The sequence below is a fragment of the Flavobacterium sp. KY-23415 genome, assembly GCF_055384985.1.
Genome location: NZ_AP044001.1, coordinates 4,242,162 through 4,269,083, shown reverse-complemented (window position 1 = coordinate 4,269,083; position 26,922 = coordinate 4,242,162). Strand labels below are relative to the sequence as shown.

General features: G+C 34.3%; 16 protein-coding genes. 6 read left to right on the top strand and 10 right to left on the bottom strand.

The window, feature by feature from the left end:
• Positions 1-17: 17 nt before the first annotated feature.
• From ACZ49Z_RS18730 to ACZ49Z_RS18720, 3 genes are all read left to right on the top strand, one after another.
• Positions 18-638, top strand: coding sequence for a matrixin family metalloprotease (locus ACZ49Z_RS18730; RefSeq protein WP_464305824.1), 621 nt, complete (start codon positions 18-20; stop codon positions 636-638).
• A gap of 179 nt (positions 639-817) precedes the next feature.
• Positions 818-2,365, top strand: a complete 1,548-nt coding sequence (locus tag ACZ49Z_RS18725; protein ID WP_464305823.1) for a T9SS type A sorting domain-containing protein — start codon at positions 818-820, stop codon at positions 2,363-2,365.
• 508 nt (positions 2,366-2,873) lie between these two features.
• A complete protein-coding gene (locus ACZ49Z_RS18720; RefSeq protein ID WP_464305822.1) occupies positions 2,874-3,194 on the top strand; it encodes a hypothetical protein in 321 nt (106 codons plus the stop codon).
• Positions 3,195-3,197: 3 nt separating this feature from the next.
• On the opposite strand, the gene ACZ49Z_RS18715 is transcribed toward ACZ49Z_RS18720, so the two are convergent.
• From ACZ49Z_RS18715 to ACZ49Z_RS18675, 9 genes are all read right to left on the bottom strand, one after another.
• Positions 3,198-4,064, bottom strand: a complete 867-nt coding sequence (locus ACZ49Z_RS18715; RefSeq protein WP_464305821.1) for a DUF808 domain-containing protein — start codon at positions 4,062-4,064, stop codon at positions 3,198-3,200.
• Positions 4,065-5,526: 1,462 nt separating this feature from the next.
• Positions 5,527-6,732: an McrC family protein gene (locus ACZ49Z_RS18710; protein WP_464305820.1), complete on the bottom strand. Its 1,206-nt coding sequence runs from the start codon at positions 6,730-6,732 to the stop codon at positions 5,527-5,529.
• Positions 6,722-8,872, bottom strand: a complete 2,151-nt coding sequence (locus ACZ49Z_RS18705) for an McrB family protein (protein WP_464305819.1) — start codon at positions 8,870-8,872, stop codon at positions 6,722-6,724. The genes ACZ49Z_RS18710 and ACZ49Z_RS18705 overlap by 11 nt, the downstream gene beginning before the upstream one ends.
• Before the next feature lie 44 nt (positions 8,873-8,916).
• Complete coding sequence (locus ACZ49Z_RS18700) at positions 8,917-11,907, bottom strand: RNA-directed DNA polymerase (RefSeq protein ID WP_464305818.1); 2,991 nt, start codon at positions 11,905-11,907, stop codon at positions 8,917-8,919.
• Between the two features lie 203 nt (positions 11,908-12,110).
• Complete coding sequence (locus ACZ49Z_RS18695) at positions 12,111-14,996, bottom strand: type I restriction endonuclease subunit R (RefSeq protein ID WP_464305817.1); 2,886 nt, start codon at positions 14,994-14,996, stop codon at positions 12,111-12,113.
• A complete protein-coding gene (locus ACZ49Z_RS18690; protein WP_464305816.1) occupies positions 14,993-15,688 on the bottom strand; it encodes a transposase in 696 nt (231 codons plus the stop codon). The genes ACZ49Z_RS18695 and ACZ49Z_RS18690 overlap by 4 nt, the downstream gene beginning before the upstream one ends.
• Before the next feature lie 473 nt (positions 15,689-16,161).
• Complete coding sequence (locus tag ACZ49Z_RS18685; protein WP_464305815.1) at positions 16,162-17,442, bottom strand: restriction endonuclease subunit S; 1,281 nt, start codon at positions 17,440-17,442, stop codon at positions 16,162-16,164.
• The gene (locus ACZ49Z_RS18680; RefSeq protein WP_464305814.1) at positions 17,442-19,016 is read right to left on the bottom strand and encodes a type I restriction-modification system subunit M; all 1,575 of its coding nucleotides are present in this window, start codon (positions 19,014-19,016) and stop codon (positions 17,442-17,444) included. Before ACZ49Z_RS18680 ends, ACZ49Z_RS18685 begins: the two co-directional genes overlap by 1 nt.
• 277 nt (positions 19,017-19,293) lie before the next feature.
• Entirely contained in the window at positions 19,294-19,671 is a 378-nt protein-coding gene (locus tag ACZ49Z_RS18675) for a hypothetical protein (protein WP_464305813.1), read from the bottom strand.
• Positions 19,672-19,941: 270 nt separating this feature from the next.
• Here ACZ49Z_RS18675 and ACZ49Z_RS18670 point away from each other — a divergent pair, with 270 nt between their 5' ends.
• Entirely contained in the window at positions 19,942-20,202 is a 261-nt protein-coding gene (locus ACZ49Z_RS18670) for a helix-turn-helix domain-containing protein (protein WP_464305812.1), read from the top strand.
• An 857-nt stretch (positions 20,203-21,059) separates the two neighbouring features.
• On the opposite strand, the gene ACZ49Z_RS18665 is transcribed toward ACZ49Z_RS18670, so the two are convergent.
• Positions 21,060-22,640 (bottom strand): FMN-binding glutamate synthase family protein, encoded by a 1,581-nt coding sequence (locus ACZ49Z_RS18665; RefSeq protein WP_464305811.1) that lies wholly within the window; start codon positions 22,638-22,640, stop codon positions 21,060-21,062.
• A gap of 498 nt (positions 22,641-23,138) precedes the next feature.
• Between ACZ49Z_RS18665 and ACZ49Z_RS18660 the strand changes: the two genes are divergently transcribed.
• Together ACZ49Z_RS18660 and ACZ49Z_RS18655 are read left to right on the top strand one after the other, a co-directional pair.
• Positions 23,139-26,294, top strand: coding sequence for a choice-of-anchor L domain-containing protein (locus ACZ49Z_RS18660; protein WP_464305810.1), 3,156 nt, complete (start codon positions 23,139-23,141; stop codon positions 26,292-26,294).
• Positions 26,291-26,902 carry a hypothetical protein gene (locus ACZ49Z_RS18655; protein WP_464305809.1) on the top strand — a complete coding sequence of 204 codons (612 nt, stop codon included), beginning with the start codon at positions 26,291-26,293 and terminating at the stop codon, positions 26,900-26,902. Before ACZ49Z_RS18660 ends, ACZ49Z_RS18655 begins: the two co-directional genes overlap by 4 nt.
• Positions 26,903-26,922: the final 20 nt, after the last annotated feature.

The window sequence follows — 26,922 nt, the reverse complement described above, 5'->3', positions numbered from 1 at the left end:
CAAAAATCAAAATAATCATGAGAAAAATCCTTTTTTGGGGATTATTATTCCTAGTTGCCTGCCAACAAAAAAAAGTAAGCCACACAACCTTAGTTGCATTACAGCCCTATAAAGGATTTTCAAAAGAGAAAACAGACACATTGGCACAAACCATCACCAATTTTTATAACGTTAAAACCATTATACTTCCAGCAATAGACTTACCGCAAGAAGCCTTCATACAAGTAAAATCGGCACGATATAGAGCAGATAGTCTCATAAAAATTCAAAAGAAGATACACTCCGATTCAATAGATTATGTGCTAGGACTCACCCATAAAGACATTTCCACAACAAAGAGAGACAAAACAGGAAAAACCAAACAACCAACATATAAATATGAAGATTGGGGTATTATGGGGCTTGCCTACTGTCCCGGAACAAGTAGCATTGTTTCCTCTTTTAGATTACAACATAAAGATAAAAAAAGACACTTTACAAGGATAAAAAAAGTCACAATACATGAGTTAGGACACAATTTAGGATTACCTCATTGTCCCAATAAAAATTGCGTCATGACCGATGCCGTAGAAAATATAACAACAATAGACAATGCTTCTTTAGCACTTTGCAAGACATGCAAACAAAAAATCCAATAGAAACTACTTTCAATTAACAAGTAGAATATAAATTAGTCTATAAATTTGATGTTTAAAGTGCAAACAACAAATTATTTTTTTATAAAAAGGGGTATTTCACCTTAATAAAACAGGTTCAATAACGCGAAATCTATCCCATAGTTAGGTCTAATTTTGTAATATAAATAAAACATATTATAATGAAAAAAATAGTTATTACAAGTTTGCTTTTTGTAGGTTTATTTGCAAATGCACAGAGGCCATATGAATTAATTAATGGAAGTTTTGAAACCCATTATGGAGTTGGGGGCTTTGGAAGTGAGTCGTTTACCAAACTACATTTAGGTCCTTCTTGGTACGCACATACTGGAGAACCAGAAGTAATACACGAATCTTATAACGGACCCTATGGAACAACACCTCATGGAGATCGATTTGTGAGATTATCTCAAACACTATATAGTAATGTTAGAAAAGGAGATTCCTTTTTTATGTATTACCCAATGGAAGCTGGTCAAACCTATAATCTAAGTTATTTTTATAAAACAATAGGAGGGTTTGGTAAATTTTATGTTATTGCTACAAATAGCGCTACAGTCAATTTTACAGGCGATCCCGCTTCCTATATTATAAACAATAACGGTATAAATAGTGTTCTTCCAACCAATGATAGCCAAATAGTATCTACAATTAGTAGCAATTCTTCTACTTGGTCTAATCAAGTAAATGTTTCTTTTACACCAACAAAAAATTATACACAATTATTATTTATTCCATACATGAGTGCATCAGGTAGTGGTAGTGTTTATATTGATAATGTTACAATGTCTGGACCATTAGCACAAAGTAGTATTGCACTGGCACTAAACGGTGTAAATGCCTTGTCGGGGAATCCAGCACACGTTTGTAGTGGAGATCCTTTAATGATGGATGCAAAAGGCACAGTAGATACACAATTAGACCATAATGATAATATCGCCTATTTCTTAGGAATTTATAAAATAGATGCAAATGGTAACGGCGTAGATTGGCATTTCGAATGGAACAATATCCTACCTTCGTTTGGATTAATAGATCTGCAAGAAAAATATGCATTTACCTCTCCACAAGGAGTAACAACAGAATATATGGTAAAGTTAGCCATTAATTCAGGGCCTAATAATAGCTGGTTAGAGCAATCTCAAAAAATTATTGTAACAGGGAAACCCGACTTTAATTTTGGTGTAAACCTAATAAATCAACCAGGGCAAACAGCAATTAGAAAAGTAAAAGGATTACCAGCAGGAAATTATACATACAAATGGTATGAGGGCACAACCACAACAGGTACAGTAATTAGTACAGCCAATCAAATAGGAATTGTTAAAAATCAAAACGGTAACTATCCATACACAGTTATAGTTACAGATATGAATACAGGATGCGCAACAACTAAAACTACCAATATTATATATCAAAGTACAGATGTTTTAGATCCTAAAGATGATTTAGGCTTTGGTAAAATGAAAGCTAATACTCTAGAAGATAAAGATTCGTTGGTAATTTTTCCAAATCCAGCATCTTCAGTTATAAATATTCAATCTAAAAATAATTTCGATACAGTAGAAATATATAATCTCCAAGGAAAAAGAATAATCACATCAAAAGAAAAAAGCATTACTATTTCAACTTTAAAAGAAGGAGTCTATTTTATTAAAACCTATAAAGAAGGAGTAATGATCTCTAGTAATAAGTTTGTTAAACAATAACAGCCAATAATAAAATAAAAAAACGCCCTAAAATACTACTTTAGGGCGTTTTATATACGAATCAATACTATTTTTTTTGAGGATGATGTCCGTTGTCCGTTGTCTGTTGTCTGTTGTCTGTTGTCTGTTGTCTGTTGTCCGTTAACTGTTGTCTGTTATAGGTTGTATGTTATAGGTTGTCTGTTATAGGTTGTGTGGTCAATCAGAAAAACAACATGCCTATTTCACCACAAAAAAATATTAACAATCAACCATTAATCATTAACAATCAATCATTACCCCATTCTTGTCATTCCGACGCAAGGAGGAATCCCATTAACCTTAGGTTGTCCGTTGTCTGTTATAGGTTGTGTGGTCAATCAGAAAAACAACATGCCTATTTTACCACAAAAAAAAAATAACAATCAATCATTACCCCAATCTTGTCATTCCGACGCAAGGAGGAATCCCATTAACCTTAGGTTGTCCGTTGTCTGTTATAGGTTGTGTGGTCAATCAGAAAAACAACATGCCTATTTTACCACAAAAAAAAAATAACAATCAATCATTACCCCAATCTTGTCATTCCGACGCAAGGAGGAATCTCATTAACCTTAGGTTGTCCGTTGTCTGTTATAGGTTGTGTGGTCAATCAGAAAAACAACATGCCTATTTTACCACAAAAAAAAAAATAACAATCAATCATTACCCCATTCTTGTCATTCCGACGCAAGGAGGAATCCCATTAACCTTAGGTTGTCCGTTGTCTGTTATAGGTTGTGTGGTCAATCAGAAAAACAACATGCCTATTTCACCACAAAAAAATATTAACAATCAAACATTAAAATAGTCTCTATTTTTTAATTACTTTCCAAAGCAATCCACCACCTTTAACCACCAAAAAGCTCAGAATTCCACCAACAACGCCAGCAATAAATTCACCAACAATTGCAGGCAGTCCCTCCACAGCATGATGCACCATTTCAATATTATGCACAAAAATACCACCAGCAACCAAAATTAGCGCTAAAGTACCAACAATAGCCAATCCTTTAATTATTAACGGTAGTGTTTGTATCAAAAGATTGCCAAAAAATTGTGACACAGCACTTTTTCTTCGAGTTAACACTAAACCCACATCGTCCATGCGCACTATAGCCGCAACAATACCATATACACCAACTGTAGCAAGGAATGCAATAATACAAACCACAACTATTTGTGTCAGGATTGGCTTCTCTAATACCGTACCTAAAGCGATAATAACAATTTCTACCGATAAGATAAAATCTGTAACGATTGCCGATTTTACTTTGGCTTTTTCCTGTGCTAAAACAGCTTCAGGTGAAAGATTACTATCATCGGTTGTATTTTCTTCTTTTGGGTGTGGCACAACATATTCATATATTTTTTCAGCAGCTTCATAAGCCAAATAGACCGCACCTAGAATAAGTATAAGTACAATTAACCAAGGCACAAAATAGCTTAACAAAAAAGCAAGTGGTAAAATAATAAGCTTGTTAAGAAAAGAACCTTTGGTAATTGCCCATAAAACAGGAATCTCTCTAGAAGATACAAAACCCGATGCTTTCTCAGCATTTACCGCTAAGTCATCACCCAAAATTCCAGCTGTTTTTTTAGAAGCAACCTTACTCATCACAGCCACATCATCCATGAGTGCTGCAATATCATCTAACAACGCAAATATTCCCGATGCCATTTTTTTATCAATTTTTAAATTAAAACCTTTTTTATTCTTTATGCACTAGATACAATTAACGCCACAATAAAACAAAAACAGCCCCAGACCTTGTTAAAAACAACTAACAGAATAGCACAAAATAGTCATTTTCAATACGTTTCAGAAACCCCATTTAGTGTTGTCTTTAAAAATAATGCTAAACCTGATCTAGTACAGGAATTATTTGTAATAGTTCGGCGACAAAGATACAATTATTTCTTATTCCTTAGCTTATTGCAAAGAACTTCTGAAGGATATTTTCTACAAGCATTAGTGCTTAGCTTTTTGTTGTCCGTTGTCTGTTGTGGGTTGTAGGTTGTAGGTTGTAGGTTGTAGGTTGTAGGTTGTAGGTTGTGGGTTGTCCGTCGTCCGTCGTCCGTTGTAGGTTGAAGGTTGTGGGTTGTGGGTTGTGGGTTGTGAGTTGTCTGTTGTAGGTTGTAGGTTGTGGGTTGTGGGTTGTGGGTTGTAGGTTGTCCGTAATCTGAGAACAGACAACTGAAAAACAGAAAACCGAGAACCGAGAACCGAGAACAGAAAACCGAGAACAGAAAACCGAGAACCGAGAACAGATAACAGATAACAGAGAACATCCACCATCTTGTCATGCTGTAAGCATCCCATTAGTAGCTCCATAAACCTATGTAATCAAGTCAATGCGACCTTTACAAGGTGACAAGTTTGCGTTTAGAAAATCTGCGTAAATCTGCAAAATCAGCGAGCCTAGTTGTGGGGTGTCCGTTGTCTGTTGTCCGTTGTCCGTTGTAGGTTGTGGGTTGTGAGTTGTCCGTAATCTGAGAACAGAAAACAGAAAACCGAAAACAGAAAACCGAAAACAGAGAACATCCACCATCTTGTCATGCTGTAAGCATCCCATTAGTAGCTCCACAAACCTATATAATCAAGTCAATACGACCTTTACAAGGTGACAAGTTTGCGATTAGAAAATCAGCATAAATCTGCAAAATCAGCGAGCCTAGTTGTGGGTTGTCCGTTGTCCGTTGTCTGTTGTCCGTTGTCTGTTGTGGGTTGTAGGTTGTCCGTTATCTGAGAACAGATAACCGAGAACAGAAAACCGAAAATAGAGAACATCCACCATCTTGTCATGCTGTAAGCATCCCATTAGTAGCTCCATAAACCTATGTAATCAAGTCAATGCGACCTTTACAAGGTGACAAGTCTGCGTTTAGAAAATCAGCGTAAATCTGCAAAATCTGCGAGCCTAGTTGTAGGTTGTCCGTTGTAGGTTGTCCGTTGTGGGTTGTCCGTTGTCCGTTGTAGGTTGTAGGTTGTAGGTTGTGGGTTGTCCGTAATCTGAGAACAGAAAACCGAAAACTGAAAACCGAAAACAGAGAACAGACAACAGAGAACAGACAACAGATAACAGATAGCCGAGAACAATTCAACATTCCCCCAATCTTGTCCTTCCGACGTGAGGAGGAATCTAAACCCCAAACCATTCCAATAACTTTGTACCAATGTTTTCATCTAATTCATTAGTATTCTTTTTAAAAATAGAAACCTTTCCCAATCCACATTTTTGCACTTTACCTGTAAAGGCTTTAAAACCATCAAAAGAACTAGAAATACTAGGGTATAACAACATCGCTTTTTTAGAACCCCAATACTCATTATACACAAACATTTGTCGTAAATCTTGAGTGGAAGGATTAGAATACCCTATATTTTTCCACTTGGTATCGATTATAAATGTTTCGTTGCCCTTTTCAATAACTATATCAGGTTTTAAAGGAATGCCTTCCCAAAACACTTTTCTTCTTTGTCCTAAAACCGTTATATCTTTACCGGCTTGTTTCAAACGTACCAAAATATATTCTTCCCAAAGCACATTCATATCAAAGAGCAAGGCAATCATTTTTTCACTGCCGCGTTGCACATTAGGTGCATAGTTTAAAATAATAAGTCGGGCAATTTTTAAAGCGGTTGTATAAGGAGCGGTTTTTCTAGTGTTGGGTATTTTTGAAAACGTCTGCTCATTCGCTTGTATGGTTTTCACTTCAGGAAAATCAAGTTGAATGGTTTTGCACTTACTGTACAAATAATTCCCTTTAGATAAATTACTTACAATTTCCAAAGCCTGCCCTAAAATTTGATGCACCAAATGGTCTTTATCATACACCTGATGCGTGGTATAAAAGCGTTCTTTGTGTACCAAATTTTGACTAATGTGTTTGGCAAATTCTAGTTTTCCTTTTAACGCTTTCACATTAGAAGTTTCTTTATAGTACTTCTTGATTAATCCTTGATGGAGTAGGAGTTGTACTTCATGTAAAAACCATTCAAAATAAATATCTAACAGATGGACCTGTTGTTTCTTAACATGGGCTTCATCTACTTGCTGGACTTTTAGTTTTCGAGTTACCCGAAGCATGTCAATCAAAACTTTGTGCCAATCACTTTCATCTTTCCCATCATTGTCTATTTTAGGCAAAATTTCAATCGTTAAACCATTGACCTGAATAACCCCAACATACTGCTTAAATTTAATACCATTATGCCGTATATCAAAATACTTATCATTGTGCAAGGCATTCAGTTGAGACAAAGCCACAAAATGACGCTGTTCCAATTTTCCTTTTTCAATGGGAAGAAAGCTATGCTCAAAAACTTGAATACAATTAGTTGACACTGGCTTCAAGATTCGTTAGTTCATTGATAGTATTCGTTGTTTTCCCCAAAAGATCAAGACAAGCCTTTTTAATATCCGTGATTGCTTCAAAAGGAATTAATTCGTAGGACTTAATAATGTCTATCTCATTTTTAGTGTAAAAATCTGCAAAAATAGAAGTATCGTTTTTAGCAGTCATAGCATTTGCTCTAACAAAACTTTTTCCTAAAACCAAGCCTATCTTGCCATAATCATTATAAAAATACTCCTGTAGCAACGGAATGATATTGTTTTTAAAAGTGTTTTTTAAATCTTCTAAAGAATGCACGTTTAGAAAATAGGAATGCCCTATGGTATGGTCACGGTCTAGCAATACTTCAATGCGATTATTTATTGTTTTTAACAATTCAGCCAACTCAATTCCTTCTATATTTTTATTTTCTAAAACCTCATAATCAGGCATCATTTCCTCAAAACAAAAACGACGACGCAAAGCAGTGTCTAAAGCTTCCACACTTCGATCTGCAGTGTTCATGGTACCAATGATATACAAATTAGGAGGTACCCCAAATTTCTTTTTACTATAGGGTAGTGTAATTTCTAAGGCTTCGTCATTTCCTAAACGTTTGCTATCTTCTATTAAGGTAATCAGTTCTCCAAAGATTTGGGATACATTGCCTCGGTTGATTTCGTCAATGATCAGAACAACAGGTTCAGCATTCAATCCATGTTCTTTAATTGCACGGTTATAAACCCTTTCGTTAAAGTTTCTTATTTTTTCTTCTAAGGTTATAAAATCTAATGCTGTTTCATCTGTTTCAGGTTTAAATTCCTCTTTTTCAAATGCTTTTAAGCCTTTAAAAACAGCATAAAATTCTGTTATTCTAGGAGTCACTTCAACGGTTTCTTCAACTTGTTTGAGGTTTTTTATTGCATCAATCGTTTCAAATTTATCATATAATTTTTGAAGATTCTCTTTGGTTAAGGGGGCTGGGTTTCTTTTGGCAACCGAATTGTAAGCTCTGGCTTTTATAGACCCCGTACTCGTTATTTTAATAACTGTAATTTCTTTTCCTGTTAAGGTTTTAAAAATAGGAGGAGTGCCAGCTTCCATTAAGGATTGAATGTTTTCAATAAAAGCCTCATACAATTCATCAAAACTATAGGTTGAGGTTGGCTTATTATCTTTTTTATATGCTTTGTAGCAATTATAGGCAGCATGCGCACAAGCTACTTTAAAAAGACCATCCTGAATTTCATAGCCTACTTCATTTTCTTCTTCTCCTTTCATAACGGGCTTTATCCCTTCAATAAAATCTTCGTATGACATACTTTGATGGAAAGTAGTAAACACAATTTGACCGTCTTTGACTAATTTATCAAATTCTTCTTTGACTAGTTTTCTTTCTTGGTTTAGATTAAAACTAGGATTGCAAATTGCTATAGCTTTATTAATAGTATGATAGGTTTTTCCTGTTCCTGGAGGACCGTAAAGTATTTGGTTAAGACTGTTATAACCTTTTGAATCAGTATTTGCTTCGCTCATTTCATTATTTGTAATTTCTTTTTCTTCTTTAAAATAAACTATTGTTTGCCAAGGATAGGCTATTAAATCCATATCTTTTATAGTTTCTGAATTTTCTTTATAATATTGGGCAATAGTAAAACTATCTTTATACCAATTTCCAGTATAATTAGCAATTGGTTCCTCAACATTATTTTTGAGCATAACAAATAATTCATATAAATTTCCTTGATTTACAATCGTACATAATAATTCAGGCTGTAATCCAGCAATTAATCTATAGGTTGAAGCCCTTCTATGTTGAGTTGTATATCTTCTAATAGTATCTTCTATTTTTTTATAAACATCATATAATGGAATGGTTTGACTTTCTGATATTTGCTTAAACAAAGGAGCTAATTCTCCCCAATTCGCTCTTAATTTGTCTTTTTCTGCATGCGTAAAATAGCCTTGCTGAAGTGATGAAACACATTGGTCTCTTGCTTGTTCAAAATATTCTCTAAATACATCTTTGTCCCAATCTTCCCATTTTTCTTTATGTTTTGCTTCTTCTATGAATTGAGGAACATATCTTTTGTAAGAATTTACCCAGCCTTTCCAGACATCTATATTTTCTAGTACTTCGTTTAATTTCATGAATTTATTTTTAGTTTTTTTTGCTTTAAAATTTAAGTCTTTAATTATTTTTTCTTTCTTTCTTTTGAAATTTCAAAGCCAGTAGGAAAAGGTTTAAAAGGCATACGAGGTGGTACTTTATTTGATTGAAAATCCCTTAATTCTTTAATATTCAATTCAGAGACCATAAAATTATCTAATTCTCCTCCATGAATTTTTTGCATGTCTCTTTTCCATTCTTCCTTATATGGTGCTCTAATTCTAGTATCTCCATATTTTTTATTATTACACAAAGAAACATAACAATGAATATCTAGAGTAGCAGATTTAACAAGGTGTTGATATGTTTCAATATCTTGATTCCAAGCAATAACAAATAAAGCATCTATATTGCCTCTTAAAAATGATCTATTGTTAATATCTAATAAATCATTACAAATCATACCGCTAAAAATGAAGTCGTTATGTTTTATTATTAATTTATTTTTATATCTAGGTTCAATTTGTAAACCTGCTTTATTGTAGATTTCACTATTTTCATGAATTGCTCCTACATTTTTTGATTGATATAATGCTATGCTACCTGCAGATTTATTATCAACTTTTAAAACGTAAATCAATTGATTATCTGCTATGTTTTTTTGATTGTCAATTTTATATTCTAAACCAGAAATTAAATTTATGTTTACAAAGCCTAATTTCTCGGCAATTTGTATATAATAATGTCTTGGTAGTGATAATTCATGAAAAACAACATAATCAATATGTTCTTTATTTTTAATTATATCATTTACGATTTTTGTTAGCCTATCATACCTATTTAAATCTGGTTCGGTTAACTGCCTTACCATAGCATCAAATGATTCATTATTAGTTAAGAAATGAGTGTTGCAAACTCTGGGATTTTTTTTATTTACTGTCTCATTAAAATCAATAAATTGATGAGTTATATGGTCTTTAAAATTAATTGTAAATTTGTGATAATATCTTTTAGCAAGTTCTGAAAAATCATAGTAATCAGTCAGAACATTATTTTTAAAGGCAACTGAAAGTTCTAATAGAGAAATTCGTCTAGTATAGAAATAAAATCCAGAACCATCGAATATTTTAAAACAAAACTTATTACAATCGTTATATTTACAATCGCACTTATTCGAATGAGTCTTATTACCTATGAAATCCTTTAAATATGGATTAAAAAATAAGCTAGTTAAAAAATCAACTTCATTTTCATCTAAACTACTAACAATGTATTCGACATATTCTTCATATTTAAAATAACAATTTTTAAAAGGTATGATATGTAAATCAGTATTAAAATATCTAACTACATTATTTAAAAATTCATTAGATATAATTAATTCATAGCTTAACAATCTTAGAATATACTCATTGTTTATTTTGTCTAGTGCATTGTGACAAATTAAATTTTCATGTATTTTTTTGTAAATAAATTCTTTGGCGATATAGAATTTATTCATATTTGTTATATTATCAGCATTACTTGTTTTATGTTCTAATAGAAGTAAAACTTTGGATAATTCATCGATGAAATTTTTAATAATTTCATTGTTATCACTATTTATTAATAAGCCAAATAACCTAGGGATATATTTATTTAAATCAATAAAATTTTGAATGTCAAATATAAAATCAAAAGTTACATTTAGAAAATTATCAAGTCTTTTTGACCAAGTTTTTTTATCAAAATTTTTAATATCACTTTCAAAACTCAGAATTTCTTTAATAAATTTATTTCTTTTTAAAATTAACCCACTTGATTTTCTTAAGCTATTTACTTCAATACATTCATTATTTATGCTTTGAAATAGGTCTAAATCATTTTTATCATCATAGTCAGAGGTGTCAGGTAATAATTTCCATTCACTTGAACTTTTATTAATAGTTTTTCTTATATGATTTAATTCAACTTTGTCTTTATTATTATTGAAAAGAAAAATGTTTTCCTTAGTTGCATTAAAATATAAGTTAAAATTATCCTTTTTTACACTTGTCAATTTTCCATCTTCACTAATCCTGAATTTTTTTAGTGAGCTCAAAACTTTTTTAAAACTGAGGTTATCTTTATCACTGTTATATTCTACAGCAATGATTAAGTCATCTACATAACGCCCATAGTATATTGGTTTTACATTTTGTATAATATCTTTGTCAAAATCTAATAAATAAATATTTGCTAAAACTCTTGAAACGTTTAAGGTTAAAGGCAAACCAAATTCTTTGTGATTCAATTTGTTTTCTTCAAAAAAATCTAAGTAGCTTGAATTATTAATTTCATTAAATTTATTTATCATATCAAATAATAAATCATTTAATAATATATCATGATTGCTAACATTAATCTTATTTTCAGTAATTAATTTATTTACTACATTTTTTAATAATTGGACTTCAATAGAATGGTAGTATTTTTTTAAATCAGAAGTTATAACTACTATATCTTTATTTTTCAGAAATTCAATTTTATCAAAAAGATCATTTTGCCACTTTCTATAATCATTATAATATGGCTTATATAGTGAATGGTTCTGTTTGTAGTACGGTAAATCAACCAAGTCTTCGTCAAATCTTTTTAGTCTACAACCATAAATATTATCTGGAAAAAGTTGATCTAATTTATATCCTATTCTATTTAACCATAACCCCCCAATTACTTGAAAAAAAACAGATACGGTTCCTGTAAATCGAAAATCGACATCATTAAAATCAAATAGTTCTCTTTGAAAATTTTCAGCAGTTTTTTTTACTTTTAAATTTTCTTTTTCTTCTATTTTGATACTTTTAAAAATAAAATTTGGACTTCCTATATTTTCCTTTTTATTAATAAATTCATTTAATAAAAAATTAGAATTGCTGTTTAGAATATTTAATAAAAACTCAATATTTTCAAAAATATTTTCTTCAAATGTGACGATATCTTCTAAATAAATATTTTCTTTTTCGTTGTAAAGTTCTCTTTTAACTTTACGATACGTATATAATATTTCTTCTTTTGAAAAAACTCCCATAATGTTATTGTTGCTAAATCCATCCATAATCTATCCCTTTTTATATTCAACCTTATTCTCCGCAACCATACCCAACCTCTCATCCTCAACTTCATAGCCTTTCTCGCTAGCTGAGCCTGTCGTGGTGGCTGAGCCTGTCGAAGCCACACCAACCTGCCCATTCATCAACGTAGGCAACAGCAGGTTTCTATTAAACATTATTCTCATAGTAATATTCATTATTTAATACATTACGCCACCATTCCCTCCTCAAAAGTGGCTACAAACTGCTTCATTTTAGCAATAATACGATCGCCAATTGCACGTGCTTGTAAAATACTAGGACGATTATCCAAACATTGGAAAACCTCATCTTTTATTGGTTCTCTACCACTGTAGATATAAGCATCAATCAATGCTTTAAATTGTCTTTTATCTAAATGCTCCTCCTCACAAATTTTACCTAGTGCTAAAACTTTTTGTTCTTGCCAGAATTTTTCAAATGCATCCTCTATCTCATCACCATTTTTAATATTAGGCAAGTTTTCAGCAATAAACTTTTCAATTAATTCGCGTTTGCTTCTCAATTTAATTTCGCCCCCTAATAAATCGGTAATCGCTTTTCTTTGTTTTTCAGCTTCCGAAGGTGTCGCTTCTTTTAATTCGGCCAACAAGCGTAAGATATAGGCAACATTAATTTGGTCGCGGTGAATTAACTCTAGTTCAAAGTCGATATCATTTAAGATAGACACTTTGTTTTTTTGTTGATTTTGAGCGACACTATCTTTTAAATCCAAATATTTGGTTTCATACCCTTTAAATTCATCCAAATCAATTGGTAAATCCTCCCAATCAAAATCAGCAAAGGATTGCAATACATTCATACTGCGAAGCAATCTACGGAAGGCAATCACAAATTTTGCTTGGTCGTCTTCACTTAGTAGCTCATCTACATCAGGGTAAGTAGGTACTATTTCTCGAAGTAATTGGAGCGCTTCATTAAATTTTTCTAAAATTTTGTCATAATTTGGAAGCGTTACCACTTCAATAGCTTCTTTATTTGAGAATAACGTAATAGCATCATCGGTTGCTTTTTTCAAGTTTCTAAAAGCTAAGATATTTCCTTGCGATTTCTGTTCCCCAAAAATTCTATTCGTTCTAGAATACGCCTGTATTAAACTATGCTGTTTTAGATTCTTATCAACATATAGTGTATTTACCTTTTTAGCATCAAAACCAGTGAGCATCATATTCACTACGAGTACGATATCCAAACGGTCTTTGGCATCGTTGAAGTTTTTCTTTTCACGCTCTTTTAAGCGTTGGCTTATGTTTTTAAAGTAATTTTCAAATTCTTTTCCATCCTTAGTAGAATAGTTAACTTGAAACATTTTATTGTAATCAGCAATGTATTGGTCTAATTTATCTCGGGTATGATCCGATTTTTGATACGTTGCTTCAGGTTCAGCGGCTTTGTGATACAGCGGCTCGTTATACTCTTCGGGTAAATAATCTTGTGCATCACTAGAAGCTTCATTCGTTCCAAACGTAAATATGGTGGCAATTCGTAAATCGTGTTCACCTGCTTCTTTTTTCTTTTGAAAAAAATCATAATACTGAATTACAGTATCAATACTACTCACAGCAAACAAAGCAGAATAGGCTCTATTAAATGTCTTTTGATCATGGTATTTAATAATATAATCCACAATCTTTTCAATACGTTGTGGGGAATCTAATACTTCCTTTTTATCAATATCTTCTACATCAATATCAATAAAGGTATTGCTTTTGTTTTTATAGCGTCCAATATATTCAATTCCAAAGCGCAATACATTCTGGTCTTTAATCGCATCGGTAATTACATATTTATGCAAGCAATTACCAAACAAGTCTTTCGTTGTCCTTTTCCCCAAGTGGTTTTTTGAGGAATTCTCTGCAAAAATGGGCGTACCCGTAAAACCGATTAACTGACTTTTATTAAAAAATGAAGTAATTGCTTCATGGGTATCACCAAACTGACTTCTATGGCATTCATCAAAAATAAATACTATCTTTTTGTCTTGTAAATGAAGGAGGCTTTTCTGATGACGATGTGATATCGCGTTATTTAATTTTTGAATCGTAGTTAAAACCAACTTAGAATCGTCGGTTAATTGGCGAACCAATGACTTCGTACTATCGGTAACATCTACACTATCTTTTTTAAAGGCATTAAATTCATTCATGGTTTGGTAGTCCAAATCTTTTCGGTCTACAACAAAAACTACCTTGTGTACATGGGGTAAATCCATTAAAAGCTGACTTGCTTTAAAGGAAGTTAAAGTCTTACCCGAACCAGTGGTATGCCAGATATAAGCATTATCATCTGAATGTTGCACTTGATGAATAATAGCTTCCGTAGCATAGTATTGATACGGACGCAACACCATCATGTTTTTAAAGGTTTCGTTAATCACAATGTATTTTGAAATCATTTTACCCAAATGATCCGGATTCAAGAAAGCAGCTGTAAAAGCGGTTAACTCAGTAATGTTTTTGTTATTAAAGTCTGACCAAAAGAACGTTTGTTTTACCGATTGTAATTCGTTATTGGCTAAATACTTTGTATTTACTGCATTACTAATAACGAACAGTTGTACGTATTGAAACAAACCATAATTACTCCAAAAGGAATGTTTTTGATAGCGGTTTATTTGATTGAAAGCTTCTTTTATTTCTGTACCTTTTCTTTTTAATTCTATTTGAACTAAGGGTAAACCATTTACTAAAAGGGTCACATCGTAACGGTTTTTATAACTTCCTTCTTGGCTAATTTGATGGGTTACTTGGTACTTATTTTCATTCCATTCTTTATCATTAAAAAAACGCACGTAAAAGGAAGTACCATCTTCTTTGGTCAGTTGAAAATAATCGCGTAATGTTTTTGCTTTTTCATACACACCGCCTTTAGAAAGATGATTCACAATCGCGTCAAATTCTTTATCTGAAAACACAGTGGCATTAAAAAGTTCTAATTGCTTTTTTAAATTATGGAGTAGAGAAGGGCTATCTAAAATAGATACTACTTCATAACCCAATGCCTGCAATTGCAGAATGAGTTCTCTTTCTATTTGCGCTTCGGTTTTTTGATTCATACGAGTGCTTCTTTATAAAATTTATCTTCATCCCATTTTAAGGGATTATTTTCGATGTAATTTTGTATTCTTTCAAAGGAGCTTGAATTCCTTATGATATGATCGTAAAAACGAGAATGCCAATTAAAATCGGTATGAATTTTTCGCATTTCAAAACTACATCTTCCTTTATACCATCTAATTATTCTAGATATATTATCTTGCAGCATGGGATTCATATCCCCAGCAAATCCTCCTTTTTCCTGTGTGGTGGCGATTGATTGCGCTTCTATATTTTCATCTCCTGCAAATCCTCTCGGTACAGACGCGATTAATCGCGTCTCTATATCATCAGCCGCGATAAATCGCGCTTCTATATCATCAGCCGCGATAAATCGCGCTTCTATATCATGAGCCGCGATAAATCGCGGCTCTACGGATTTTTTTTCGATAATTAATATTCCATGCATATGATTGGGCATTATTACAAAATTTCCCAATGCTACATATGGAAATTGATTAGGTATAGATTCCCATACATCGTATGCTATTTGGCCTAATGAATTTAAATGCATTTCATTATTTACAACTTGCCCAAAATAATGCTGCATTTTGTGTGTACATATCGTGATGAAATAAGCACCATTAGCACCATAATCCCAATTTTGCAATCGGGCTGAGGGAATTCGATATTTATTTTGAAATTTTTTCATATTTCTTTATAATTAATCCGTACAGACGCGATTTATCGCGTCTCTAATTCTGCACTATTTTCACCATTTCTCTATTATTACATTATTAGACGCGATTTAGTCTCTAATTCGACTATTATCACCATTTCTCTATTATTACATTATGCACGCGATTTATTCATTCTGCACCATTTTCACCATTTCTCTATTATTACATTATTAGACGCGATTTATCGCGTCTCTAATTCTGCACTATTTTCACCATTTCTCTATTATCACATTATTAGATGCGATGTATCGCGTCTTTAATTCTGCACCATTTCACCATTTATCCATTATTACATTATTAGACGCGATTTATCGCGTCTCTAATTCTGCACTATTTCACCATTTCTCTATTATCACATTATTAGACGCGATTTATCGCGTCTCTAATTCTGCACTATTTCACCATTTATTCATTATTACATTATCAGACCCGATACATCGCGTCCTTACACAAATAGTTGTTGCAACAAACCTTTTTTAAACTGTTGTGCTTGATTTAATTGTTGGTTAACATTTTCTATTTTAACATCGATACTCGATAAAAAATCAGCGATTTTTTGTTGTTCTTTTATAGATGGTAACTCTAATTGAATATTAAAAAAGTCATTTACTCCAATATTTAAAAGCCCATGATTTCTTGCTCCTTCTTGTGCAACTTTTTCAAGCTCATTATTCTGTTTACCAAATTCGAAATAATGCTCCATAAAATCCAGAGAAACGTCATTATTAAATTGAAAACATATATACAAAGTTGAAACTACCCCTTTATCGTATTTGCTTAACTTTTTAATAGCTCCCATAGGGTAACCATTTGAATAACTTTTATTATAAGCAAATTCATTTCTTTCTAGTAGATAATAATTTGTTACATTTTTTGCAGAAACAGATTTATTAAAATATTCCAGTTGACTTACTAATCCAAGTTGAGCCGAAATAGTCAAAACATTTAAGTTATTCTCTTTGTTTTTTCTAGTTACTCTCTCTGAAACTTCCCCCAATCTTTTCATTTCCCACTCCGGAAAATCATTACCTTTATCATCCTTAAACCTCAATTTACCAGAGAACAATTGTTGCATCACGCCTTTTTTGTATTGTACTAGTAGTTCTTTTTTACGAGTTAACTGTTGTATTTTTTCATCGACCGCACTTAAAAAAGAAGCTATTTTTTGTTGTTCGGGAAAGGCTGGTATTGTGATTTGAAATTGTAACAAATCAACAACTGTAATATTAGATTGGTTTGCATTTCCTCTTGCAATACTTTTCATAAAGTGTTGATATCTTTTTGAATTTATTAGACCAATAATATATCCATTATCAACATTTTTAATGTTTTCAAATTTTAACATATTTTGATTTAATAAACCTTCATTGTCATTATGAATATAAATACCTCTACCTACAGCAGATTCAATCATTTCTGGCTTAGACCCAACAGTTGTTATAATAATATTTCCTGAGTTTAATTTATATTTATCATATAATTTAGACTTTGATTCATCAATATAAACTTTCTCATTATCATTCTTAATTCTATCAGTAGATAAATCAGAAACTCTGACAATCCTTACACCTTTTTCTTGATAATCTTCCGATTTAAATGCAAATCCTTTTATGTATTTTGTAACATCATTTAATTGACATTCTTTCCATTCTCCATCAAACTCAGGAAAACGCAATTTTGGTACTAATGCTTTTTTAGTCGCTTTATGTAAAATTTCAGTACTCATTAGAAAGGGGTTTCAATGTTTAATTCTTTACAAAAAGCAGCAATGGTAGCATCTGTGTTCTTGCTTTGTACTTCCAGTTCACGTAGTGCGTTGGCTATGGCTTGTAGGTCTATTTTTTCTTCTTCTTCAAAGGTATCTACATAACGCGGTATGTTTAAATTATAATCATTATCGGCAATGGAATTTGAGTCGCCATGAATGGCTACTCTACAGGAATATTTGTCTTCCGCTGTGCGGTTTTTATAGGTGTCTATTATTTTATCAATGTCTTGCTTGCGCAGTACATTTTGTGTTTTTACTTTTTCAAAATGTTGGCTGGCATCTATAAACAAAACATCTTCTGCATGGGTACGGTTTTTCTTTAACACCAAAATACAAGTAGGTATGCTGGTGCCGTAAAATATATTAGCCGGTAAGCCAATAACTGCATCCAAATAGTTTTTGTCTTTAATTAAATACTCCCGAATGTGTCCTTCGGCAGCGCCTCTAAACAAAACCCCATGTGGCAATACGATAGCCATAGTTCCATTTTCATCCAATTGATGAATCATGTGTTGCACAAAAGCAAAGTCGGCTTTACTACTTGGTGCCAGTTTTCCATAGGCAGAGAAACGGTCGTCGTTCATAAACAAAGGACTCGCACTCCATTTTGCAGAGAAAGGAGGATTGGCTACTATGGCTTCAAAACGCATATCATAATGTTGTGGGCGTTCTAAAGTATCTTCGTTTTTAATATCAAAACGCTTGTAATGCACGTTGTGCATAATCATGTTCATACGACACAGGTTATAAGTCGTAGGATTCATTTCTTGTCCGTAAAAGAAACTCACGTCTTTTACTTCTTTGGCTACACGCAACAACAACGAACCCGAACCACAAGTAGGGTCGTAAACGCTTTTCAATTTGTCTTTACCCACCGTTACCAATTGTGCCAAAATACTACTGACTTGCTGTGGGGTATAAAACTCTCCTGCCTTCTTTCCTGCACCACTCGCAAACTGCCCAATTAAGTATTCGTAAGCATCACCTAACACATCGCTTTCCGTATTTTCCAACTCAAAATCGATAGCGTCTAAATGCGTCAATACTTTAACAATTAGTTCGTTTTTATCCGTTTCTGATTTACCGAGTTTATGTGACGTCAAATCCAAATCAGAGAAGAGGTTTACAAAGTCTTCTTCGCTCTCTGATCCCATGGTACTTTGTTCAATATGCGACAATATTTTGGCTAAATCCCCTAAAATAAAATTGTTTTTACCACCAGAATTGCCTCTTTTAGCCAATTCAGAAAACAATTCTCCAGGCTCTAAAAAGAAACCTAATTTATCTATGGCAAGTTGTTTTACTTCTTGCATCAGCAAGTCTTTTTCAGCATGCTTTTCAATTTCTTGAAAAGTTAACCAATCAGGTGCTAAGATTTCATTAGCATACAATTCCATTTTTCTACTCAAGTACTTGTAAAAAATAAAACCTAAGATATAATCCCTAAAATCGTCAGCGTCCATTTTCCCGCGAAGGGTATTGGCTATATTCCAAAGTTGTTGTTCTAATTGTTGTTTCTGTTCTACTGCCATTAATAAGCGGGTTATAACAATATTCTTTATTGTTGAAGTTAATTTAAAATGAATTAAAGTTTAATCCTCAAACCTACCAAAAATAAACCATTTCGGCAAGAGATATATAGGTATTTCTACCTGTTTTTAATCCGATTTCAAACAATTGCAATGTAAACCAATTCCTAAAAACGAGAATACATTTTTTCTATACTAATTGTTAAAGTTTTTTCGGTTTAGTAGCCAAAGATACAACAGCAAAAAACAACATCCTTGCGGGAAAACGTATTCTGGTTTTTTAAGTTGTGGGTTGTGAGTTGTTCGTTGTGGGTTGTTCGTTGTGGGTTGTTCGTTGTGGGTTGTTCGTTGTGGGTTGTTCGTTGTGGGTTGTGAGTTGTGAGTTGTGAGTTGTGAGTTGTGGGTTGTGAGTTGTCCGTTGTGAGTTGTCCGTTGTGAGTTGTGGGTTGTGAGTTGTGGGTTGTAGGTTGTGGGTTGTAGGTTGTGGGTTGTGAGTTGTGGGTTGTGAGTTGTGGGTTGTCCGTTGTCGGTTGTGAGTTGTCGGTTGTGAGTTGTCCGTTGTGAGTTGTCCGTTGTGAGTTGTCCGTTGCCTGAGAACAGATAACAGATAACAGATAACCGATAACCGATAACAGAGAACAAGGTATGCCTTTGCCATTAACAATCAATTAGTAATAATAAAATACAAACTTGTTGTTTTTTGTGATTAAAATACAAACATGTTTTAATAGTGTAATGGTATAATTGTTGTATTGATTTTTATAGCGAATTTATTATTATTTTAACTAATTGTACTAAAATAACGCAAAATGAAATTCGTTTTATGAAGATGCTTATAATAAAACCCCTTGTTGACTAAAAAGTAGCTTCAGCAGCACAAGAATCCCTAAAAAATAATGTTCCATATTAAAGCAAGTTCGTTATGCAAATGAAGAAACAAATAGAATATTTAAAACAAGAATTAGCTATGTTAAAAGCAATTGTTTTAAATACACTATCCCATCAAGAAGAAGAATGGTTGGACAGCGCAGACATAAAGCAACGTTTTCATTTTAGTGAAAGCAAACTCTACCGACTACGCAAAACTAACGAGATTCCTTTTACCAAAATAGGAGGACGGTATCACTATCCTAAAAGTTTTTTTAACCAGCAGCTATTGGACAAAATTATTGAAAAAAACGACGGTTAATTTGTTGTCTGTTGAGGGTTGTGGGTTGTCCGTTGTCTGTTGTGGGTTGTCCGTTACCTGATAACCGATAACAGATAACCGAGAACAGAAAACATCCACCATCTTGTGATGCTGTAAGCATCCCATTAGTAGCTCCATAAACCTATGTAATCAAGTCAATGCGACCTTTACAAGGTGACAAGTCTGCGTTTAGAAAATCTGCGTAAATCTGAAAAATCAGCGAGCCTAGTTGTGGGTTGTCCGTTGTAGGTTGTCCGTTATCTGAGAACCGAGAACAGATAACCGAGAACAGATAACCGAGAACCGATAACCGAAAACAGAGAACATCCACCATCTTGTCATGCTGTAAGCATCCCATTAGTAGCTCCATAAACCTATGTAATCAAGTCAATGCGACCTTTACAAGGTGACAAGTCTGCGTTTAGAAAATCTGCGTAAATCTGAAAAATCAGCGAGCCTAGTTGTGGGTTGTCCGTTGTGGGTTGTAGGTTGTCCGTTGAAGGTTGTAGGTTGTCCGTTATCTGAGAACAGATAACCGAGAACAGAAAACCGAAAATAGAGAACATCCACCATCTTGTCATGCTGTAAGCATCCCATTAGTAGCTCCATAAACCTATGTAATCAAGTCAATGCGACCTTTACAAGATGACAAATTTGCGTTTAGAAAATCTGCGTAAATCTGCAAAATCTGCGAGCCTAGTTGTGGTTGTGGGTTGTCCGTTCTAGGTTGTCCGTTGTAGGTTGTCCGTTGCCTGTTGTCCGTTGTAGGTTGTGGTTTGTAGGTTGTGGGTTGTAGGTTGTAGGTTGTCCGTTATCTGAGAACAGAGAACCGATAACAGACAACCGACAACAAGAATCTAAAAACGTTCTACACTTGCTTTTTTCCAAAAATAGGTAAATTCTTTCGGAACCGTTTCGGTGTTTAACAAACAACCTTTTTCCAATTCGGGATAGCGTTGTGCAAAGGTTGCTATTTTGTGATTGTCAATTCGTGTGGTTACACAATCTCTTGTAACATCGTCTGGGTGGGCTATGCCCGCAGAAGCCATTAAGTCAACGGCACTTTTTACTGTTTCTTTTTGATAACGGGCAACGCGTATGCTCTTGTCTTCAGGGACTAATCCTTTGGTTAGTTTCGGGTCTTGTGTGGCAACACCTGTGGGGCAGGTGTTAGCATGACATTCAAGGGCTTGAATGCATCCTAATGCAAACATCATTCCACGTGCCGAATTGCAGAGATCGGCACCAATGGAAAGGTTGCGAATAATATCGAAACCAGAAATCACTTTTCCACTCGCAATAATTTTAATTTCTTCTTTAATGGCAAAACCGTTCAAACAATCATAGACAAAAGCTATAGCATCGCGCAATGGCATACCCACGTGGTCTGAATATTCTGGTGGAGCAGCACCTGTTCCTCCTTCACCACCATCAACGGTAATAAAATCGACATAGGTTTTGGTAGCGACCATGGCTTTGCAAATGGCAATAAATTCGGCTTTGTTGCCAATGCATATTTTCATTCCAATGGGTTTGCCTCCAGATTTTTCACGCAATAGGCGCACAAAATCCATCATTTCTAATGGTGTAGTAAAAGCAGAATGAGTGGGAGGTGAAATAATATCGTGTCCTTTTTCAACCAAACGAATCGCTGCAATTTCATCGGTTACTTTTTCTTTGGGTAAAATACCACCATGACCAGGTTTGGCACCTTGCGAAAATTTTATCTCAATCATTTTCACTTGGTCTAGTGTGGCTCTTTTTTCAAATTCGACAACATTAAAGCTACCGTCATTGTTCCTGCAACTAAAATAACCTGTACCAATATTCCAAACCACATCACCTCCTTGCAAATGATAGGGAGAAAGACCACCTTCTCCAGTATTATGAAAAAAACCGCCTTCTTTTGCTCCATTATTTAGGGCTATAATGGCATTTTTACTCAAACTACCATAACTCATGGCACTAATATTAAACATGCTTGCAAAATAAGGTTTTGTGCATTGGGATGAACCAATTTTAATTCTAGGATTATGATCTAGCTTGTCGAAGGCTATGGCTCTAATACTATGATTGATCCATTCATATCCTTCAGTATAGGTGTTTAACTGTGTTCCAAAAGGTTTAGAATCGGTTTCTTTTTTGCTTCTAGAATAGACCATGCTACGTTGCAATCGATTGAATGGTTTTCCTTCGGTATCGGTTTCTATAAAATATTGACGCATTTCTGGTCCTAAATCTTCCAATAAATATCGCATTCTTCCAAGTAATGGGAAATTTCGCTTAATGGTGTGTTTGGATTGGTACATATCATACAACCCCATTAAAATTAAAGGAATGAATATTGCAAGTAATAAACTGAATTTCCAATCAATATAAATCAATATAGCTATTACTGCCAAGATGGTAATACTAATTACTAAGAATGCTTTTCTCATATTCTATTCTTTTGTTTTTATCAGGATGAATATCAAATGTAGTCGTTTTAACGCGATTTTAAAAGCAGATTTTTTTAAAATTAATGAAAGAAGTGGAATAGTAACACCTTATCATTATTAAAATTTGGAAGTATACAACACCTTTTTGTCTAGTAAATTCATAGCACAACGACTAGTAATTATTGATGCTGGTTGATGAAATGTTGATGATTGCTTTATAGGAAAACAAACAACTTTGTAATTCCCAATGTTTTATCCTAAAAAAACGTGGTTTTTTGTCTTTTTTTAAGCAGATGTAATTTCTAGATGAATATTTTTTTACAATAGTAATTGATGCTAGTTTTTTTGAAAATTACAGAAAAAGTGTAAAAGTGGGTAAAATAGTACAGGTTTTGAATAATATAGTATCAAAGTCTTGTAAATCATAAGTTTAGTTTTGTATCTGCAAACAAGTTGTTAATTTGTTCAAACAATTAATAAAAATACAAACAAGTTATTATGACGGATTTAATCTTGAAAATTAAACGAAGAAGAGCTGTTTTTTCTATTGTTATTTTCTTCATTATGCTCTTTAATCAAACCAATCTGTTTGGACAGGTAAATTATGTTGCTGGTCCTAGTAATACGCAGATTAATAGTGTGCTACAGGGCACTGGGCTAACCATATCGGGAGGTAATTTGGCAGCAGGAAATAGAAGTTTACAAATTGCAAGTTATACTAACGGTATTAATGCGGGTCTAGATGCAGCCAATGGGGTCTATTTTTCGACGGGTAATGCCACTGTCGATTTAAGTCAAAGAAACCAATGGCCTTATACTTCAAATGCTCCTGCTGGGGGTGTTACCTATGATGATCCTGATTTAACAGCCATTAATCCTAATGCTCGCTTTGATGCTTTGGTCTATAGCTTTAGCGTGACTTTGCATCCTTCAACAACCGCATTAAGAATACGCTATCAGTTTGGTTCTGAGGAATATCCTGATTGGGTGGGTACTCCCTATGATGATACTTTTGGTTTTTTTGTATCGGGACCTGGTATTGCGGGGAAATTTAATATGGCACGACTGCCTAATGGAAACCCTACACGCATTAATACGGTCAATTCTGGTGTTAGAGGTTTTCAAGCAAGTGCATATTTGAACCCTATTTTTGTGCCAAGTCCTTTAGATTTTTCTCAAGCTGCGATATATGTGAATAATGGACACACGACTGCAATTGATGGACAAGGTCTTTATCTTGAAAATACGAATCCACAACCTGGGCCTTTCCCTGTTTTTGTGGAATTCAACGCAATTACAAAATTGATTACCTATGATTTAAAAAATCTTACTCCAGGGGCTACTTATACTTTTAAAATTGCCATTGCTGATGCTAGTGATGAGCAAAGGGATTGTGGTGTTTTTATTGATGAAATTAAAGGAGTGAATGGTGCTGATGTTTTTATTACAAAAACAATGAACAACATGACGCCACCAATTGGGAGTACGGTGCAGTTTACTTTAACTGCTGGAAATTATGGTCCCTATGATGCGACTAATACTAATGTTACCGATTTATTACCTTCGGGCTATACTTATGTGAGTCATACTGCTTCACAGGGGAGTTATAATGCGGTTTCTGGTGTTTGGAGTTTAGGAACATTGATAAAAAATACCAATCCAACTTTGGTAATCAATGCTATCGTTAACCCTTCTGGTTCCTATACAAATACGGCAACCATTAGTGCTGTAGATCCTGATCCCGATTTATCTAATAATACGGCATCGGTTGCACCTTTGTGTCCTAATCCTCCACAAGTGCCCTCTTATAGCGTGACTCAGCCTACATGTGCAGTTACCTATGGAACGATTACGATTTCTAATCCTCCTAATGGTATAGAATATAGTTTGAATAATGGAACTTTTCAGACCAGTGGTGTTTTTACAAATTTATCACCAGGTTCCTATGTTATTTGTGCTCGTAGCCAAGGGAATCCAAGTTGTCCAACAGCTTGTACAGGAACAATTACTATAAATGCAGTGCCAACTTCACCAGCATCGCCTACAATAAGTATTATACAGCCAACCTGTGCGGTGAATTCAGGTAGTGTATCGGTAACGTCTTCGGTTGCTGGTTTAGAGATTAGTTTGGATAATGGCGTTTATGGCACAACATCGAGTTTTAGTGGTTTGTCTAGTGGTTCGCATACAATTTGCGTGAGAAGAGTAAGTGAACCAACGTGTACTAATTGTAAAACAATTTTTACTATTAATCCTGTAGCGACAGCACCAAATGAGCCTACTATAAGTATTATACAGCCAACGTGTGCGGTCAATTCAGGTAGTGTATCGGTAACGTCTTCGGTTGTTGGTTTAGAGATTAGTTTGGATAATGGTGTTTATGGTACAACAACGAGTTTTAGTGGTTTGTCTAGTGGTTCACATAGTATTTGCGTGAGAAGAGCAAGTAACCCAACGTGTTTTACCTGCAAGACCTTTACAATTGATCCTGTAGCGACAGCACCAAATGAGCCTACTATAAGTATTATACAGCCAACGTGTGCGGTCAATTCAGGTAGTGTATCGGTAACGTCTTCGGTTGTTGGTTTAGAGATTAGTTTGGATAATGGTGTTTATGGTACAACAACGAGTTTTAGTGGTTTGTCGAGTGGTTCGCATAGTATTTGCGTTCGCAATGCAAGTGACCCTACATGTTTTACTTGCAAGACCTTTACAGTGAATCCAGTAGCGACAGCACCAAATGAGCCTACTATAAGTATTATACAACCAACGTGTGCGGTGAATTCAGGTAGTGTATCGATTACCTCTTCGGTTGCTGGTTTAGAGATTAGTTTGGATAATGGTGTTTATGGTACAACAACGAGTTTTAGTGGTTTGTCTAGTGGTTCACATAGTATTTGCGTGAGAAGAGCAAGTAACCCAACGTGTTTTACTTGTAAGACTTTTACTGTTGATCCTGTTGCGACAGCACCAAATGAGCCTGCATTAAATGTTGTGCAGCCAACGTGTGCGGTGAATTCAGGTAGTGTTTCGGTAACGTCTTCGGTTGCTGGTTTAGAGATTAGTTTGGATAATGGTGTTTATGGTACAACAACGAGTTTTAGTGGTTTGTCTAGTGGTTCACATAGTATTTGCGTGAGAAGAGCAAGCAACCCAACGTGTTTTACCTGCAAGACTTTTACAATTGATCCTGTAGCGACAGCCCCAAATGAGCCTACTATAAGCATTATACAGCCTACCTGTGCAGTCAATTCAGGTAGTGTATCGATTACCTCTTCGGTTGTTGGTTTAGAGATTAGTTTGGATAATGGTGTTTATGGTACAACAACGAGTTTTAGTGGTTTGTCTAGTGGTTCGCATAGTATTTGTGTTCGCAATGCAAGTGATCCAACGTGTTTTACTTGCAAGACTTTTACAATTGATCCTGTTGCGACAGCCCCAAATGAGCCTACTATAAGCATTATACAGCCTACCTGTGCAGTGAATTCAGGTAGTGTATCGGTAACGTCTTCGGTTGTTGGTTTAGAGATTAGTTTGGATAATGGCGTTTATGGCACAACAACGAGTTTTAGTGGTTTGTCTAGTGGTTCGCATAGTATTTGTGTTCGCAATGCAAGTGACCCTAATGTTTTACTTGCAAGACCTTTACAGTGAATCCAGTAGCGACAGCACCAAATGAGCCTACTATAAGTATTATACAACCAACGTGTGCGGTGAATTCAGGTAGTGTATCGATTACCTCTTCGGTTGCTGGTTTAGAGATTAGTTTGGATAATGGTGTTTATGGCACAACAACGAGTTTTAGTGGTTTGTCGAGTGGTTCGCATAGTATTTGCGTTCGCAATGCAAGTGACCCTACATGTTTTACTTGCAAGACCTTTACAGTGAATCCAGTAGCGACAGCACCAAATGAGCCTACTATAAGTATTATACAACCAACGTGTGCGGTGAATTCAGGTAGTGTATCGATTACCTCTTCGGTTGCTGGTTTAGAGATTAGTTTGGATAATGGTGTTTATGGTACAACAACGAGTTTTAGTGGTTCGAGTGGTTTAGTGGTTTGTCTTGTAAGTGGTTCACATAGCATTATTTGCGGTGAATTCAGAAGAGTGTTTCGGCAAAACCCAACGAGTTTTAGTGGTTTGTTTTACATAGTATTTGTAAGACGTGTTTTACTTGCAAGACCTTTGATCCTGTTGCGACAGCACCAAATGAGCTGCATTAAATGTTGTGCAGCCTACCAAATGAGCCGGTTGCATTAAATGTTTGTGCAGCCAACGTG

Excerpts from the sequence above, each read along its gene's own strand:
- ACZ49Z_RS18715 (WP_464305821.1), bottom strand. The coding sequence starts at position 4,064 with ATGGCATCGGGAATATTTGCGTTGTTAGATGATATTGCAGCACTCATG.
- ACZ49Z_RS18695 (WP_464305817.1), bottom strand. The coding sequence starts at position 14,996 with ATGAATCAAAAAACCGAAGCGCAAATAGAAAGAGAACTCATTCTGCAA.
- ACZ49Z_RS18725 (WP_464305823.1), top strand. The coding sequence starts at position 818 with ATGAAAAAAATAGTTATTACAAGTTTGCTTTTTGTAGGTTTATTTGCA.
- ACZ49Z_RS18705 (WP_464305819.1), bottom strand. The coding sequence starts at position 8,872 with ATGAAATTAAACGAAGTACTAGAAAATATAGATGTCTGGAAAGGCTGG.
- ACZ49Z_RS18685 (WP_464305815.1), bottom strand. The coding sequence starts at position 17,442 with ATGAGTACTGAAATTTTACATAAAGCGACTAAAAAAGCATTAGTACCA.
- ACZ49Z_RS18690 (WP_464305816.1), bottom strand. The coding sequence starts at position 15,688 with ATGAAAAAATTTCAAAATAAATATCGAATTCCCTCAGCCCGATTGCAA.
- ACZ49Z_RS18730 (WP_464305824.1), top strand. The coding sequence starts at position 18 with ATGAGAAAAATCCTTTTTTGGGGATTATTATTCCTAGTTGCCTGCCAA.
- ACZ49Z_RS18700 (WP_464305818.1), bottom strand. The coding sequence starts at position 11,907 with ATGGATGGATTTAGCAACAATAACATTATGGGAGTTTTTTCAAAAGAA.
- ACZ49Z_RS18660 (WP_464305810.1), top strand. The coding sequence starts at position 23,139 with ATGACGGATTTAATCTTGAAAATTAAACGAAGAAGAGCTGTTTTTTCT.
- ACZ49Z_RS18680 (WP_464305814.1), bottom strand. The coding sequence starts at position 19,016 with ATGGCAGTAGAACAGAAACAACAATTAGAACAACAACTTTGGAATATA.
- ACZ49Z_RS18665 (WP_464305811.1), bottom strand. The coding sequence starts at position 22,640 with ATGAGAAAAGCATTCTTAGTAATTAGTATTACCATCTTGGCAGTAATA.
- ACZ49Z_RS18720 (WP_464305822.1), top strand. The coding sequence starts at position 2,874 with ATGCCTATTTTACCACAAAAAAAAAATAACAATCAATCATTACCCCAA.
- ACZ49Z_RS18670 (WP_464305812.1), top strand. The coding sequence starts at position 19,942 with ATGAAGAAACAAATAGAATATTTAAAACAAGAATTAGCTATGTTAAAA.
- ACZ49Z_RS18675 (WP_464305813.1), bottom strand. The coding sequence starts at position 19,671 with ATGGCAAAGGCATACCTTGTTCTCTGTTATCGGTTATCGGTTATCTGT.